General features: G+C 62.4%; 8 protein-coding genes. 6 read left to right on the top strand and 2 right to left on the bottom strand.

The genetic code is table 11. The features are described from left to right. Positions 1-108: 108 nt before the first annotated feature. Positions 109-1,311, top strand: a complete 1,203-nt coding sequence (locus ACP7B3_RS01690; RefSeq protein WP_426177455.1) for a M48 family metalloprotease — start codon at positions 109-111, stop codon at positions 1,309-1,311. Next, positions 1,299-6,746, top strand: coding sequence for a WGR domain-containing protein (locus ACP7B3_RS01685; RefSeq protein WP_426177453.1), 5,448 nt, complete (start codon positions 1,299-1,301; stop codon positions 6,744-6,746). The genes ACP7B3_RS01690 and ACP7B3_RS01685 overlap by 13 nt, the downstream gene beginning before the upstream one ends. 146 nt (positions 6,747-6,892) lie before the next feature. On the opposite strand, the gene ACP7B3_RS01680 is transcribed toward ACP7B3_RS01685, so the two are convergent. After that, positions 6,893-8,218 (bottom strand): LLM class flavin-dependent oxidoreductase, encoded by a 1,326-nt coding sequence (locus ACP7B3_RS01680; RefSeq protein WP_426177451.1) that lies wholly within the window; start codon positions 8,216-8,218, stop codon positions 6,893-6,895. A gap of 23 nt (positions 8,219-8,241) precedes the next feature. Continuing rightward, complete coding sequence (locus tag ACP7B3_RS01675) at positions 8,242-9,198, bottom strand: ABC transporter substrate-binding protein (protein WP_426177449.1); 957 nt, start codon at positions 9,196-9,198, stop codon at positions 8,242-8,244. A 317-nt stretch (positions 9,199-9,515) separates the two neighbouring features. Here ACP7B3_RS01675 and ACP7B3_RS01670 point away from each other — a divergent pair, with 317 nt between their 5' ends. From ACP7B3_RS01670 to ACP7B3_RS01655, 4 genes are all read left to right on the top strand, one after another. Continuing rightward, complete coding sequence (locus ACP7B3_RS01670; protein ID WP_426177447.1) at positions 9,516-11,123, top strand: efflux transporter outer membrane subunit; 1,608 nt, start codon at positions 9,516-9,518, stop codon at positions 11,121-11,123. A gap of 91 nt (positions 11,124-11,214) precedes the next feature. Beyond that, on the top strand, positions 11,215-12,327 hold the full coding sequence (locus ACP7B3_RS01665; RefSeq protein ID WP_426178084.1) for an efflux RND transporter periplasmic adaptor subunit: 1,113 nt from the start codon (positions 11,215-11,217) through the stop codon (positions 12,325-12,327). A 9-nt stretch (positions 12,328-12,336) separates the two neighbouring features. Then, complete coding sequence (locus ACP7B3_RS01660) at positions 12,337-15,402, top strand: efflux RND transporter permease subunit (protein WP_426177445.1); 3,066 nt, start codon at positions 12,337-12,339, stop codon at positions 15,400-15,402. Between the two features lie 22 nt (positions 15,403-15,424). Continuing rightward, positions 15,425-16,363: a LysR family transcriptional regulator gene (locus ACP7B3_RS01655; protein WP_262209497.1), complete on the top strand. Its 939-nt coding sequence runs from the start codon at positions 15,425-15,427 to the stop codon at positions 16,361-16,363. Positions 16,364-16,399 lie beyond the last annotated feature (36 nt).

Raw genomic sequence — 16,399 nt, 5'->3', positions numbered from 1 at the left:
CTAGGTATGCTCCGCGTTTATTGCCGATCACTGACACCGGGATGCCAGCCCAAGCCTCTGCTGCCCAGGCGCAGCTTATGGAGCCGTATCCTCAAGGACGTTTGAACGATGAGTACCCCCGCGCTGGACATCAGCAGCCTCACGCCACTGCCTTATCACCAGCAGGTGGTCGACTACCTGAAAACCAGTGAGCCCGCCGTGTGGAGCTGGGCCTCGTCCCTGGGCGTGCAGCAGGAACATGCCCAGGATGTACGCGCGCAATTGCTGCGCGACACCTACCGCCTGAGCCCCGAGACTCACCCGCAGGCTTACCAGGCCTGTGAGGCAGCATTGCGAAGCTTGCAGATCCAGGCGCCCGCCACGCTCTACCAGGCGGGCGACGGCGCGATGAATGCGAGCCTGTATTACCTTGCCGGTGAGGTGCATGTGGTGTTTTACGGGCCGATCCTTGAACGGCTCGACGCCCAGGAGTTGCTGGCATTGCTGGGGCACGAGCTGGCCCATTACCGTTTATGGTCGGAGCACGACGGCGACTACCTCACTGCCGAGCGCATTCTCAACCACGCGATGGCCGATGTGTATACGCCGCCCAGCCTGGAACAGACCGCACGTTTATATAGCCTGCACACCGAAATCTACGCCGACCGCGGCGCGGCCCTGGTGGCCGGCGGACCCGAAGCGTCCATCACCTCGCTGGTAAAGATTCACACCGGGATTGTCAGCGTCGATGCCGCGAGCTACTTGCAACAGGCGCGCGAGCTGGATGGCAAGGATGCGCAACTATCCCAGGGCGTCTCGCACCCGGAGACTTTCCTGCGTTCCCAAGCGGTAGACAGTTGGTGGCGGCAAGTCCCGGAAACCGACGCCTGGCTGCACCGCCGGCTGCGTGGGCCGTTGTCGCTGACGCGCCTGGACGTGACCGACCAGGTCGAGCTGACCGCCCTCACCCGTGGCTTTATAGCCACCTTTATCAGCGCAGCGGTGTTGCAGTCCGAGGCGGTACTCAATCAGGTACGGGGTTTCTTCCCCGACTGGAAGACCACGCAGACGCCGCTGGACCTGGCCACGCTGAATGCCGAGCGTATCGACGCGAGCATCCATGAATACCTGCACTTCGTCATGCTCGACCTGAGCCTGGTCGACCGTGACCTGCGTGATGAAGCCTTGCTGCATGCCGCGCGCACGGCGAAGAAGCTCGGCAGCGCCGACGACTTTATCAACGTGCTCAAACGCGATATCAAATTACCCAAACGTGAGCTCGACCCGATCGTTCGCGCACTAAAAGCGGAGGTCGACACATGGACCCAATAACCCAACCCGTCACGTTCACGCAATTACTGGCGAGCCACGACGGCGCCGCCGTGCCTATCGACGATGTCTTGTTCCTGGCGCTGCCGCTGCTGCGTCAGGTGGCGCAACTGCATGAATTGGGGCGTGTTGCCCAGCTCAGTTACCTCGATGTACTGCAAGGGCCAGAGCGTACCCTGCAACTGCGCAACCCCGAGGGCGTGCCGCCGCGCCTGGCGCTGGAGGCGATCAAGCAGGTGCAGCCTAACCCTGAGTCGGCGCTGAATATCGTCGGCAAGGTCCGCCTGACCCGCGATTCGCAAACCGGTGTGGCAATTACCGACCTGCAAGTCCAGGAAGATCCGCACCAGGCCATCGACCACCCGGTGTTCCTGACGGACTTGCGCAGTTGGGAACATCAGCTTGGGCATCACGACGAAATCACCGATATTTTCCAACTCGGCCAGTTGCTGGCATGCCTGGCTTGCGGGTTGGATTTTGCCGATATCAACGACCTCAAGACGTTTGCCCGGCACCGGCGCAACCTGTTCCAGCTCAATGGCCGGCTCAACCCGGTGCTGGCCAATGTAATCGTCGAGATGACTGAGCTTAACCGCCATGAGCGCGCCACCGATGTCGGCTCGCTGGCCAAGCGCCTGGAGTCCTGGCGCGAACAGCCGGCGAGCCTGGATGTCGAGCGTGTGCTGGCCGAGGCTGAAGGCCCGGCTTCGCGGCGCACCGTGGTGCTTGAGCATCTGCGCAACCGGCTGTTCGATCTGTCGCGACGCAACCGCCTGCTGCACTTTCGGCCGACCCAGGCGAACGTCAATTTGACCGTGGCCAGCGTGCCACTGGTGATGCGCATCGAAAGCATCCGCCCCGAAGCGTTGTGTACCTGGCAGCCTACCTTCGGTGGTTTTTCCGAGCAGGTACTGAGCGGCAAACCCGTTGGCCTGCAGCAATGGCTGCGGTTTGAAGACCAGACCTGGCTGCAGGCATCGCTGGAACGCCTCATCCAGGAAACCCGCCGCGACCGCGCCGAGTTCGGTTTCAGCAACCTGCGCCTTGTTGTCGCCTTCATGCGCTGGCACAACCTCAAGGACACCCCGGAAGAACGCATTGTCACCCCGTTGCTGTGGCTGCCGGTGGAGCTGAGCCGTAAAAAAGGCGTGCGCGACCAGTTCATGCTGCAGTGCGACGAAACCGAGGCCGAATTCAACCCGGTACTGCGTCATCAGTTGCGTCAGCTTTACGATATCCAGTTGCCGGAAACCGTCGACCTGCAAAAGACCTCGCTGGAAGACATTCACGCCGATATTGCCCGTCAGATCAAACTGACCGAGCCCGGCGTCGAGCTGCGCTTGCAGAGCAAGCCGCAAATCGAACTGATCCACCAGAAGGCCGTGCAGCACCTGCATCACTTCCAGCGCCGTCGCGCTCGTCAGCGCTCGAGTATGCCGTTGGTAAGACCGGATTTCAGCTACGACCGCGAAGACTACCGCCCGCTGGGCCTGCAACTGTTCCAGCAAAAAGTGCTGCCAAGCCAGTTGCCGCTGCGCCTGGCGGTAGGCGGCAAACCTTCGCTGCGCGACCAGCATCCGCAAATGGTCGCCAGCAGCACTGAAAACAGCACCTTCGCCCTGCCCGAGAATCAGGGGCACCGCTACGCCTGGGATATCGACCTGACCCAATTAACACTGGCCAACTTCAACTACCGCAAGATGTCGTTGGTACGCGACTACGCGCAGTTGATCGACGAACCGGCGCAAAACGAAGCGTTTGACCGGATGTTCTCCATTGAGCCGCGAGACGTTGAAGTGCAAGCCCCGGACCCGATTCCGTTGCCCGAACAATGGAACGTGGTGGCCGGCGACGCAACGCAAAATGCCGCCGTCAGCCTGGCCCGCACCGGGCGCAACTTCATCATTCAAGGGCCGCCGGGCACCGGCAAGTCCCAGACCATCACCAACCTGATCGCTGACTACGCCGGTCGCGGCCTGCGGGTGCTGTTCGTGTGCGAAAAGCGCGCGGCGCTGGACGTGGTATTCCACCGCCTGCAGCAAAGTGAATTGGGCGAATTGTGCTGCCTGATTCACGACTCCCAAACTGACAAGAAAGCGTTCGTGGGTAACTTGCGCGAGTGTTATGAGCGCTGGATTGCCGGCGACGCCCAATCAGCGCAACTGCAAGCTCGACGCAGTGCCACACTGGCCACCTTGAGCCAGCAGCTGAGTTTGATCGAGCGCTTCGAACAGGCCATGGCCGCGGTTCCGCAAACCTTGGCGTGCTCGGTGCGCGAGCTGGTGCGTCACCTGATCGAACTGCCTGCGGTGTCTGCAAAACTGCCGCCCGAGGTACTTGAACGCCTGCCCGACTGGCGTCACTGGCAGGCCCACAGTGAGCTGACCAGCCGCGTGTATGAGGCGATCAACGAGCGCTTCGGCCTCGACAGCTTTGCGCGCCATCCTTTCAGCCACCTGGCCTCTAATCTCATCAGCCACGAACACGCGTATGGCCAGCTCAAGGCATTCCTGGATGAAGCCGGCGAGCTGATGGACAGTGTCGAGCAACTGATGGAGTCACCCTCAAGCCTGCTTTCGAGTGACACACCCCTGGCGGATGCGTGCGTGCTGACCCACGCGGCCGAGCAACTGACCAGCGCCAACCTGACCTCGCACCTCGACCTGCTGGAGCCGGGCTCACCCGGCTCCCAGGCGCTGCATGCCGAACAGGCAACGTTGCAGACGCTCACCGTGCGGCAACACAATGCCGGCGAAAACACCCGCCATTGGCGCGACAAACTGGGCCTCCAGGACACCCTGGCCGCCCAGGATCTGGTGCAGCGCCTGGAAGGCTCGCTGCTGCGTTGGCTGCAACCGTCGTGGTGGCGGCTGCGTGGCGAGCTACAACGGCGCTACGACTTCAGTCAGCATGCCATCCGCCCAAATTACCGCAGCGTGCTCGACAACCTGGCCGATGAACACCGCGCCACCGCCGAGTTGCAAGCCGAACAGCAGCGCCTGCAAAGTCGCTACGGCATTCAGGACATCGACCTGTTCGTGCACAACCTGCAAGCCCTGCTGGCGCAACTGAGTGCATCACCGTTATTGCGCCAGTGGCTCGAAAGCCTGCGCGGCAACCCGGACGCCCTGCCCGGTGTGCGCCAGGAAGCTAACCTGCGCCAGCCAGTAGCGCGCCTCGCCCAATTGGTTGCGCAACACTGTGTATTCGAACCGGCGCCGAGCCTGGGCGCGTTGGCCGAATACCTGCGCGACCTGCGTGAAGAACTCGACGAACTGCCCGACACCCTGCCGCTGCTCAACGAGCTGCATCAAGCCGACCCCGCTTGCCTGTTGGCCGTGCAGCAGCACGCCTTGGCGCAACCGGTGCTGGATGGTTTGATTGCCGAGGAAAACCTCACCCGTCTGTATCGCGCCAACCCTCAGCTGTCGCGCTTCGACGGCCCGGCCTTGGGCCTGGCGGCTCGTCAGGTCAGCCAGGCTGAAAGCAGCCTGCTTAAGCACAACGCCCATGTACTCAGCGCCACGCTGCATCAGCGCTTCCTGGAGCATGTGAAGCAATCGGCGATGTCGGTGACCCAGCTTGACGCCCAGGCCCGTGAGTTCAAAAAAGCCTATGCCAAAGGCCGACGCGAACTGGAACATGAGCTGGGCAAGACCATGCGCTATCGCTCCATCCGTGAAATGGCGAGTGGCGACAGCGGCCGGGTGATCAACGACCTCAAGCCTATCTGGCTAATGAGCCCGCTGTCGGTGTCCGACACCCTGCCACTGACCCCGGACTTGTTCGACGTGGTAATTTTCGACGAAGCCAGCCAGATTCCCAGCGAGGAAGCCGTGCCGGCCTTGAGCCGTGCGCAACAGGTGATTGTGGTGGGTGACGAGATGCAACTGCCACCCACCAACTTCTTCTCCAGCGCCGGCGACCAGGACGATAACGAGCTGGTCGCCATGGAAGACGGCGAACAGATTGCAATCAACCTCGACGCCGACAGCTTGCTCAGCCAGGCCGCGCGTAATTTGCCGGCGACCCTGCTGGCCTGGCACTACCGCAGCCGCCATGAAGCGTTGATCAGCTTCTCCAACGCGGCGTTCTATGAAGGCCGGTTGATCACCGTTCCGGACCGTCGTATCGAGCGCCCTGCCCCGGCCCAGGCTGCCCTGGACTCCAAGGACGCGCAGGCAGCGATGCAGGGCGCCGACACCCTGCTCGACAGCCCGATCAGCTTCTTGAAGATGAGCGATGGCGTCTACCTCAGCCGCAGTAACCTGGCCGAAGCGCGGTACATCGCCAACCTGGTGCGTGAACTGCTGCACCGCGAGACCGGCCTGAGCCTTGGCATCGTGGCCTTCTCCGAAGCCCAACAAGGTGCCATCGAGCAAGCCTTGGAGGACTTGGCGGCCAGCGACTCAGCCTTTGCCACCCGCCTTGAGCGTGAGTACGTGCGTGAAGACGCCGGGCAGTTCAATGGTCTGTTCGTCAAGAACCTGGAGAACGTCCAGGGCGATGAACGCGACGTGATTATCCTGAGCATCTGCTACGCGCCAGGCCCGAACGGCAAGATGCTGATGAACTTCGGCCCGATCAACCAGCGCGGCGGGGAAAAACGCCTGAATGTGATCTTCAGCCGCGCGCGCAAACGCATGGCAATCGTCTCCAGCATTGAGGCAGATGCCATCACCAATACCCACAACGACGGTGCCGCCGCGCTGCGCGCGTTCCTGCAGTTTGCTCAAGCCAGCGCCAGCGGGGACGCGCCGCGCTCCCAGGGCATCCTCGCCAACCTCAACCCCGGCGCCAAACAATCCTTTGCCGTCAGCCTGCCCAAGGACAGCCTGCGCAGCGCTATCGCCGCCGCCTTGCGCAAACGCGGGCACACGGTGCAGGAATATGTCGGGCGTTCACAGTTTCGCTGCGACCTGGCGATCAGTGATGCCAGCGGTGAACACTTCAGCCTCGGCGTTTTGCTGGACAGCGATAGCGGGGCGCCGGCTGACGTGCGTGAGCGCTATATCTTCCGCCCGACCGTGTTGCGCACTTTCGGCTGGAAGATCATCGACGTACTCAGCCATGACTGGCTGCGCGACCCGCAAGACGTGCTGAATCGCATCGAAGCGCTGCTGCGTGGCGAAGAAGCGCCCGCGTTGCCAGAGTCGCAACAGGCCGTGACGTTGGAAACGGTTGAGGTCGAACCGCCCCCAGCCACTGAAGCAACCGCCCCACTGCGTGAGTTCACGTTTGGTGAAGGTAACTCCAACAAGTTCTGGCGGATCGGCGTGACGGAATCGGAGGTTGTGGTGAACTTTGGGCGTATCGGCACTAAGGGCCAGACGTTGATCAAGTCACTTGAAAGCCCTGAGCGCGCAGTGCGTGAAGCGCAAAAGCTGATTGCGGAGAAATTGCGCAAGGGCTATCAAGAGCAGGTCGAGGGCGAATAGTCCGGTCCCTCAACCCTCATTTAAGCGCAGATGCCCTCTGGGAAGGGGCTTGCCCGCGAAATCGACGTGTCAGTCAGCATCAATGCTGGCTTGGCCGGCGCCTTCGCGGGCAGGCCGGCTCCCACATTTGCTCCCAGCCAGCGCAGCTAACCGTGGTGTTTGAACCGGGAAATCCCCAGCCCCAAACTCTCCCGCAACGTCGTCCCTTCATACGCCGTGCGATACACCCCACGCGCCTGCAGCAACGGTATGACTTCCTGCGTAAACCGCGCGAACTGCTGCGGATGGCCAATATAGATATTGAACCCATCCACCGCCCGCGCCTGCAGCCACTCCTCCATCTTGCGCGCAACCGTGTCCGCCGTGCCCACAAACGCGCCCGGCCGCAGTTGGCGGCCAAACTCCACAGCCTGGCGCAGCGTGAAACCTTTGTCCCGCGCTTGATCAGCAATGCGTTTGGCATTGGTGAAAAAGCTGCTGCGCGCCGCTTCCAGGCTCTCCTGCGGAAACGGCGCATCGAGGTCGTACTGGCTGAAATCATGCCAGCCGAAATTACGCCCGAACTCCTTCAGCGCCAGCTCGAAACTGTGATCGGCGTGATGGTAGTGCTGCTCGATTTCACGGGCGTGCTCATTGGTGTCGCCCACATAGATCTCGGCGCCGGGCATGACCAGCAATTGCTCCGGGTCGCGACCGTGTTGCGCCGCCCTGCCCTTTATATCGCGGTAAAACGCCTGGCCCTGCTCGATGCTGGCCGCGTGGGTGAAGATCACGTCCGCCGTGGCGGCGCCCAGGTCGCGGCCTTGCTCTGAGTCGCCGGCCTGGAAGATCACCGGCTGGCCTTGCGGCGAGCGTTGGATGTTCAGCGGGCCGACCACCGAAAAGTGCTCGCCCTTGTGGTTCAGGCTGTGCAGTTTGCTGGGGTCAAGGAACTGGCCGGTGGCACGGTCACGCACGAAGGCGTCTTCCTCGTAGGAGTTCCACAGGCCTTGCACCACGTGAACGTGCTCGGCGGCGCGGCTGTAGCGCGTGTCGTAATCGTAATGTTCGTCGCGGCTGTAATTGCCGGCGGTGCCGGCGTCGCCGCTGGTGACCACGTTCCAGCCGGCGCGGCCTTTGCTGATCAGGTCGAGTGAGGCCAGGCGCCGGGCGACGTTATAGGGCGAGTTGTAAGAGGTAGTCAGCGTACCGACCAAGCCCAGATGCCGCGTGCTGACGGCCAGCGCAGAGAGCAGCGTCAGCGGTTCCAGGCGGTTCAGGTAGTGGGACGGCGAGCCCGGCGTGATGAACTGGCTGTCGACGATAAACATCAGGTCGAACAGCGCCGCCTCGGCCTGGCGGGCAATGTCGATGTACCAGTCGACGTTGACGCTGGCGTCGGCCGGCAAGTGCGGGTCCAGCCATAGATTGTGGCGGCCCGGCCCGCCGCAACCCATGGTCAGGGCGCCGAGTTTGAGCTGTCGTTGGGTCATATCAGAAGAGTTCCTTGAAACGTTCACGGCTGGGTCTGGGCGACGGCGGGCTGCAGCGAGGCCGAGAAGGAATCATCGAACAGGCTCGCTGCGGAGTAAGACTTGACCAGGCCAAGGCTGGCGAAGAAGTCCACGGTCTTTTGCGCTTCTACCGGCGACTGGGCCGTGAGCGGTTCGACCGTGGTGCGCGCACGTGCAAACCAGGCGCGGGCGATGTCGGCGTCGGCGCGGGTGCGCTTGGCCCACGCATCGGCATACGCGTCAGCGTTGGCCGGGCTTTGGCGCGCCCAGTCACGGGCTTTTTTCAGGCGCTGGAGGAAGTCACTGATTTGCGCGCGTTTGGCCTCGACAGCCTTGGCGTTGGCGGCAATAAAGCTCTGGGCCGGGATCAAGCCCTCCGCGGTTGCGAGTACCCGCGCCCCTTGGCGTTCCTGTTGCGTGACGTAGGGTTCCCAGGTGGCGATGACGTCAACCGAGCCACCTTCCAGCGCATGGGAAGCGTCGAGTGCGCTGAGGTAGCGCAGCTCGAGTGAGTCGCGCGGGACGCCGGCGTTGTCCAGCGCGGTGAGCAGCAATTGCTGGCTCCAGGAGCCCTTCCAGAGCGCCGCACGTTTGCCGGCAAGGTCGGCCAGGCTGTGAATCGACGAATCTTTTCTGACCAGGATGGCCACGCCGTCAAGGTTTTGCCGGCTGACGGCAATCACCTTGATCGGCGCACCCAATGCGCCCAGGAACAGCACCGGCGCGTCCCCCAGCAAGCCGATATCCAGGCTGTTGGCATTCAGCGCTTCGGCGACCGGCGAGCCTGCAGTGAACTGCTTCCACTCAAGCGTGTACGGCAGGTTTTCCAGCACGCCCGCCGCCTCCATCACGGCTTGGGCGTTGTAGCTTTGGTCGCCCACCACCAGCGTTTGCGCGTTCGCGGTCAGGCACAGCAAGGTGGCGGCCAACCCGGCCGCCAGTGTTGTCAGGTAACGCACGTTCGTCTCCAGATGCCTGGTCAGGCATGCAAGTCGATCCGCGCGTGCGGTCTCGGCAGTGTTCGTAGGGGGTCATACGATGCGGTTATAAATACCGACTGTAAAATACCTATAACGCATAACCTAATTCAAAAATAATGCAACTTAGGCATTTTCAGGCAGCATGCCTTGCACCCGCACATTGCACAGTGCCCTAGGCCACCTACACTGGTTGAAACCCCGACACCCCGCGGCCTTCTCAAGCCGCCCGGACGGACGCACCCGCACGCATCGCTCAACCGTTACAGCCGTTGGCCAACTGATTAATCCGAGTAAATATGAAAGAGCAGCTTCGCCAGCGTGCACCCGCAGTGGTGCCAATCCGCACCCCGTTTCGACATGCCTGTTTGCTGGCGCCGCTGAGCCTGCTGTGCCTCGCCCTCGCCGGCTGTACCGTGGGGCCCGACTTTGCACGGCCCGATGTACCGGCCAATGCCGGCTTTGCAAAGGACCCACTGACGACCACCGCCCAGGCGGACATTGACGCCGGTGGCGCGGCGCAGCGGCTGATCGCCGGGATGGATATTCCCGGGCAATGGTGGACGCTGTTCCGCTCGCCCTCACTCAATGCGCTGGTCGAAGAAGCCCTGCGCGCCAACCCGGACGTCAGCGCCGCGCAAGCGGCACTGCGCCAGGCCAACGAGCTGGTGTACGCCGACCAGGCGTCGCTGTTTCCGTCGGTGAGCGCCAATGTGCAAAAAGCCCGCGAGAAAGTCTCCGGGGTTACCTCGGGCATCCCGGAGTCGCCGATTCTCACAGTGAGTTCGGCGTCGCTGAGCGTTTCCTATGCGCCGGACGTGTTTGGCGGCACGCGCCGGCAAATCGAATCCACCACCGCGCAAGCCGAGTACGAGCGCTTTCAGCTGGAGGCGACTTACCTGACCCTGACCTCCAATGTGGTCAACACCGCGGTCAGCCTGGCGTCGTTGCGTGATCAGGTGGCCGCCACCGAAGAAATCATCACACTGCAGGGCGGTCAGCTCGACCTGCTGCAAGCTCAGCGCCGACTGGGCGCCATCGGCGACAGCGACGTGCTCACGCAGCAAACCGCACTGGCGCAAACCCGCGCGACCTTGCCGCCGCTGCAAAAGCAATTGGCACAGACCCGCAACCAATTGATGGCGTACCTGGGGCGCTTTCCAAACCAGGATCAAGGCGAACGCTTCAATCTGGCCTCGTTGCATCTGCCAGAAGCGCTGCCGGTCAGCCTGCCCTCGGCCATTGTCGGCCAGAGGCCGGATGTACGTTCGGCGCAGGCGCAACTGCATCAAGCCAGCGCCAACATTGGCGTGGCCGTCGCCAATCAGTTGCCGCAATTCAGCATTACCGGGTCGTTGGGTTCCACGGTGGCAAGCGGCACCAAGCTGTTTTCGGCGGGCAGCGGTGTCTGGAGCCTGGCGGGCTCGATTACCCAGCCGATCTTTGACGCCGGCGCACTCGAACACCGCAAACGTGCGGCCGTGGCCGCTTACGACGAGTCGGCGGCGCGCTATCGCGGCACCGTGATTACCGCATTCCAGGACGTGGCCAACGCGCTGCGGGCGCTGGAGGCGGATGCCGATGCGCTGAATCAGCAGGTCGTGGCCGAACACTCCGCACAAGCCAACCTTAACCTGGTGCAAGCCCAGTTCCGCCTAGGCGCGGTGGCGTACATCAACTTGCTCACGGCCCAGCAAACCTACCAAAACACTGTGCTCGCCCGCGTCAAAGCCCAGGCTGCGCGCTACAGCGACACCACGGCGCTGTTCCAGGCATTGGGTGGCGGCTGGTGGAACCGCACGGATGTGGCCCCCGCCACCCAGGGCACGCCGGACCGCTTCGGCCTGCCGTCGTGGCAAGAGATCATGCCGGCTCACAGTAAAGCCGCTCCCGACTTGAATCATTGAAACAGTGAGAACCCCCATGGCTGACGTTCAGACTGCCTCTGCCCTGCCCCCCGAGCCCGGAGTACCGCGCAAGCGTCGCCTGTGGCGGCCGATGCTGATCATGATCGTGGTGGTGCTGGTGATTTTCGCGATCATTGCCGGGGTGAAATTCGTGCAGATTTCAGCGCTGATCGCCCAATCCAAAGCGCCCTTGCCGGCCGCCGTGGTGACGGCCCTGCGGGTGCCGTTCAGTGACTGGCAACCGAGCGTCTCCGCCGTGGGCTCGATGAAGGCGGTGCGCGGTGTGGATGTGACCACTGAAGTCGGCGGCATCGTGCGCACCCTGGGCTTCACGCCCGGGCAAGAGGTGGCGGCCCAGGCGCTGCTGGTGCAGTTGAACGCCGACTCGGACATCGCCCAATTGCATTCCCTGGAGGCGACTGCGGACCTGGCCGGTATCGTGCTCAAGCGCGACAAGGCGCAACTGGCGGTCAACGCCATTTCCCAAGCCCAGGTGGACACCGACACCGCCGACCTCAAGGCCAAACTCGCGGCTGCCGAACAACAGCGCGCGCTGGTGGCGAAAAAAACCATTCGCGCCCCCTTTGCCGGGCGCATCGGCATTACCAGCGTCAACCCCGGCCAATACCTCAACCCCGGCGACAAGATCGCTACGTTGCAGACCTTTGATCCCATCTACATCGATTTCTCGGTGCCGCAGACCCAACTGGAGGCCATTGCCATCGGCCAGGTGGTTTCGGTGACGGCTGACGGCCTGTCAAAGCAGACCTTCACCGGCCGGATCAGCACCATCGACACCCAGTTCGACTCAACCACGCGCAACGTCACCGTCGAGGCGACCGTCGAGAACCCCAAGCAAAGCCTGGTGCCCGGCATGTTCGCCCGTGCGGTAGTCAACTCGGGGACCACCCAGCGCTACCTCACCGTGCCGCAGACGTCAGTGACCTACAACCCTTACGGCACCACGGTGTTCATCGCCACGTCGAGCAAAAACGACAAGGGCGATGAAGTACTCACCGCGCAACAAACCTTCATCAAGACCGGGCCGACCCGCGGCGATCAGGTCGCGATCCTGTCGGGCGTGAAGGAAGGCGATCTGTTGATCACCAGCGGCCAGATGAAGCTCAAGAATGGCTCGCCGGTGAAGGTCGATAACAGTGCCGCGCCGTTGAACGACCCGGCGCCAACGCCCCAAGAACAGTAAAGGTGTCCCATGAAGCTTACCGATACCTTTATTCAGCGACCGGTGTGGGCAGTGGTGGTTTCGCTGTTCATTCTGATCCTGGGGCTGCGCTCGATCTTCGAGTTGCCGGTGAACCAATGGCCGCGCACCGAAAACACGGTGGTCACCATTACCACCGCCTACTACGGCGCGGACGCGTCCACGGTCGCCGGTTTTATCACCCAGCCGCTTGAGTCGGCCATCGCCCAAGCCCAGGGCATCGACTATTTGTCCTCGACCAGCATCACCGGTGTCTCCACCATTACCGCGACATTGCGTTTGAACTACGACGCCAGCAAGGCCCTCACCGAGATCAATACCCAGGTCAATTCGGTGAAGAACCAACTGCCCGCGCAGTCCCAGGAGCCGGTGCTCACCATTGCCGTCGGGCAGACCACCGACGCGATGTACCTGGGGTTCTACAGCGACACGCTGCCCACCAACAACATCACCGATTACCTGGTGCGGGTGGTCAAGCCCAAACTGGATTCGATCCAGGGCGTGCAGACCGCAGAGATTCTCGGCGGGCGCCAATTCGCCCTGCGCGCCTGGCTGGACCCGGACAAGCTGGCCGCGCATAACGTCACGGCGCAGGACGTTTCCACGGCCCTGGCCAACAACAACTACTTGTCTGCCGTGGGCTCGACGCGCGGGCAAACGGTAACGGTCGACCTCACGGCCGGCACCGATCTGCACACGGTGGATGAATTCAAACGACTGGTGATCAAGCAGAAAGGCGACGCCTTGGTGTATCTGGAGGACGTGGCCACCGTCACCCTTGGCGCCGAAAGCTACGACAGCAGCGTGGCGTTTTCCGGCAAGCGCTCGGTGTTCATCGGCATCAAGGCGGCGCCGACCGCCAATATCCTGACCGTCGCCGACAGCGTGCGTGAGGCCTTCCCCGAGCTGCAATCGCAACTGCCTACTGGCGTGCGCGGCGAGATCGTGTACGACTCAACCGAGTTCATCAATACCTCGATTTACGAGGTGGTGAAGACCCTGGTCGAGGCGATGATCATTGTCTCGGTGGTCATCTACCTGTTCCTCGGCTCGTTCCGCGCGGTGATCGTGCCGCTGGTGGCGATCCCGCTGTCGCTGGTCGGGACTTTCTTCATCATGTACCTGCTGGGGTACTCGATTAACCTGCTGACCCTGCTCGCGCTGGTTCTGGCGATTGGCCTGGTGGTGGACGACGCGATTATCGTGGTGGAAAACGTCGACCGGCACATCAAGGAAGAAGGCAAAGGCGTGCTGGAGGCCGCGCTGATCGCGGCGCGGGAACTGGGTGGCCCGATCATCGCGATGACCGTGGTGTTGATCGCCGCGTACGTGCCCATCGGCCTGCGCAGCGGCCTCACCGGTGCGCTGTTCAAGGAGTTCTGTTTCTCGCTGGCGGGCGCCGTGACCGTGTCGGCCGTGGTGGCGTTGACCCTCTCGCCAATGATGACGTCCAAGCTGTTCAAGTCCGGGCAGGAAGAAGGTCGTTTCGCGCGTAAGCTCGACCAGTATTTTGACTGGCTGCGCGGGCGTTACCACCGTGTGTTGTCTGGCGGGTTGAACATCTGGCCGGTGCTGGTGACCTTTGGGTTTGTGCTGTTCCTGCTGGTGGCCGCCAGTGGCATGACCGCCAAAAGTGAACTGTCGCCCACCGAAGACCAGGGGCTGGTGTTCATGCAGATCAAAGGCCCGCCGACGGCCTCGCCCCAGCAGATGGAGCGTATTGCCGACCAGGCCTTCCAGATCGCCAGTAAAGAAACGGAATACGCGCAGATGTTCCAGCTGACCGGGCTGCCCATCCTCAATCAAGGCCTGGGCGGCGTGCTGCTGAAAACCTGGGGCGACCGCACGCGCTCCCAGGCCCAGCTGATACTCGACCTGCAGCAAAAGTGGAATCAGGTGCCGGGCGCCACCATCGCGGCCTTTCCGCTGCCGTCGCTGCCGGGCGCCCAGGGTTTGCCGGTGCAATTTGTGATCACCACCACCGACTCCGTGGAAAACCTCAATGAGGTCGCGCAGGCCGTGATGGCCGAGGCGCAGAAACAGCAGTTGTTCTGGTTTGCCGACATGGACTTGAAACTCGACAAGCCGCAAGCCCGGCTGGTGGTGGACCGGGAGAAGATCGCCGCATTGGGCCTGACTCAGGCCGACGTCGGCGCGGCGCTGTCGGCGGCGTTGGGCGGTAACTATGTGAACTACTTCTCGACCGCCGGCCGCTCCTACAAAGTCATTCCCCAAGTGCTGCAAGTCAACCGCCTCAACCCGGAGCAGATTCTCGATTACTACATTCGCACCCCGTCCGGCTCGATGATCCAGGCACGCACCGTCGCGCATATCGAGACCTCGACACAGCCCGAATCGATCAACCACTTCCAGCAACTCAACTCGGCCACCCTGTCAGGCGTCAGTGGCGTGGCCCAAGGTGAGCTGCTGGGCAAACTCAACACGATCCTGACCAACGTGGCGCCCTCGGGTTACACCTCGGACTTTGCCGGCGAGTCGCGCCAATTCATGCAGGAGTCTGGTGGGTTCTTTGGTTTGCTGATGTTCTCGATTCTGATCGTCTACCTCGCCCTGGCCTTCCAGTTCGAGAGCTTTCGCGACCCGGTGGTGATCCTGTTCTCGGTGCCGCCGGCACTGTTTGGCGCGCTGGCCTTCATCACCATGGGCTACGCGTCGATCAACGTGTACACCCAGGTGGGCCTGGTGACGCTGCTGGGGTTGATCACCAAGCATGGGATCCTGATCGTGCAGTTCGCCAACGAACTGCAACGCGCAGGTCACAGCAAGCGCGAAGCCATAGAAGAGGCCGCCGGCGTGCGTCTGCGCCCGATCCTGATGACCACGGCCGCGATGGTGCTGGGCGTGGTGCCGCTGGTGTGGGCCTCCGGCGCCGGTGCTGCGGGGCGGCACGACATGGGGCTGGTGATCTTCGCCGGGTTGTCGATTGGTACGCTGCTGACGTTGTTCATGGTGCCGGCGATGTATATGTTTATTGGGGAAACGCACCATCAGCAAACACCGCAGACACTCCCAGGCTCAGACTTGAGGACAACATAAACCCAAGCCCGGCAGGTCACACTTGGATTATTTCACCGCGCTGACCGCCTTCGTCGAAGCCGCCGAAGGCAACAACTTCTCGCGCGCCGCCGAGCGGCTCGGCATCAAGGCGTCAACCGTTTCTCGCTACGTGAAGGACCTTGAACAGGACCTGGGCATCGCCCTGTTCAACCGCTCGACGCGCACGCTGCACCTGACCGAGGGCGGCCAGACGTTTCTGCTGCATGCGCGCAGGGTGCTGGATGAGCTTGAACAGGCCAAGGCGGCGACGTCGGCGCTGAACCAGGAGCCTCGTGGGCTGCTCAAGCTCAACTTGCCGCCAGCGTTTGCCCGTCACCATATCCTGCCGCTGTTGAATACGTTTGTGGCTCGCTACCCGCAGATCAAGCTGGAACTGGTATTGGACAATGCCCAAGTCAACCTGATTCATACCGGCGTTGACCTGGCGATTCGCATTGGCGCGCTGGCTGATTCCACGCTCAAGGCGCGCAGGATCTGCGCGGGCAACTACCTGCTGGTGGCCAGTCCGAGCTTTTGCGCTGCGCACCCTGCCCCTTCAACGCCCGCAGAGCTGGCCCGCCTGCCGGCGGTACTGAGTCAGCATGATTTTGCGTTTGCATCCGCTGATGAAGTCGTGCCGCTGGTGCCTCACGACTGTATCCGTATCAACGACCTGGATGCGCAGCTGATCGCGGCGCGCCAGGGCCTGGGATTTGCCCTGTTACCCGACTGGTTGGTGGCGACCAGTATTGACGCGGGCGCGTTACAGGTGTGGCTGCCAGAATGGAACATCCTCGGTGCCGAGCAGGCATTTTCTGTGTGGTTCGTCTATCCACCCAAGAAGATCGTGTCGTCGAAGGTCAGGTGCTTTATCGACTTCATCGTTGAGCAGTTGGGCGACACACCTGATTGGAAGCGCCAGGGCTGTCCGTGCCCAGCCGACCTAAAGGGTGGCTGTTAAACTCGGTCAAATTGTGGGAGCGGGCTTGCTCGCGAA

This window comes from Pseudomonas sp. TWRC1-2 (assembly GCF_049896685.1).
Taxonomy (GTDB): domain Bacteria; phylum Pseudomonadota; class Gammaproteobacteria; order Pseudomonadales; family Pseudomonadaceae; genus Aquipseudomonas.
Note: the sequence above shows the minus strand (reverse complement) of the source record. Positions and strands in the feature narration are given on the sequence as shown.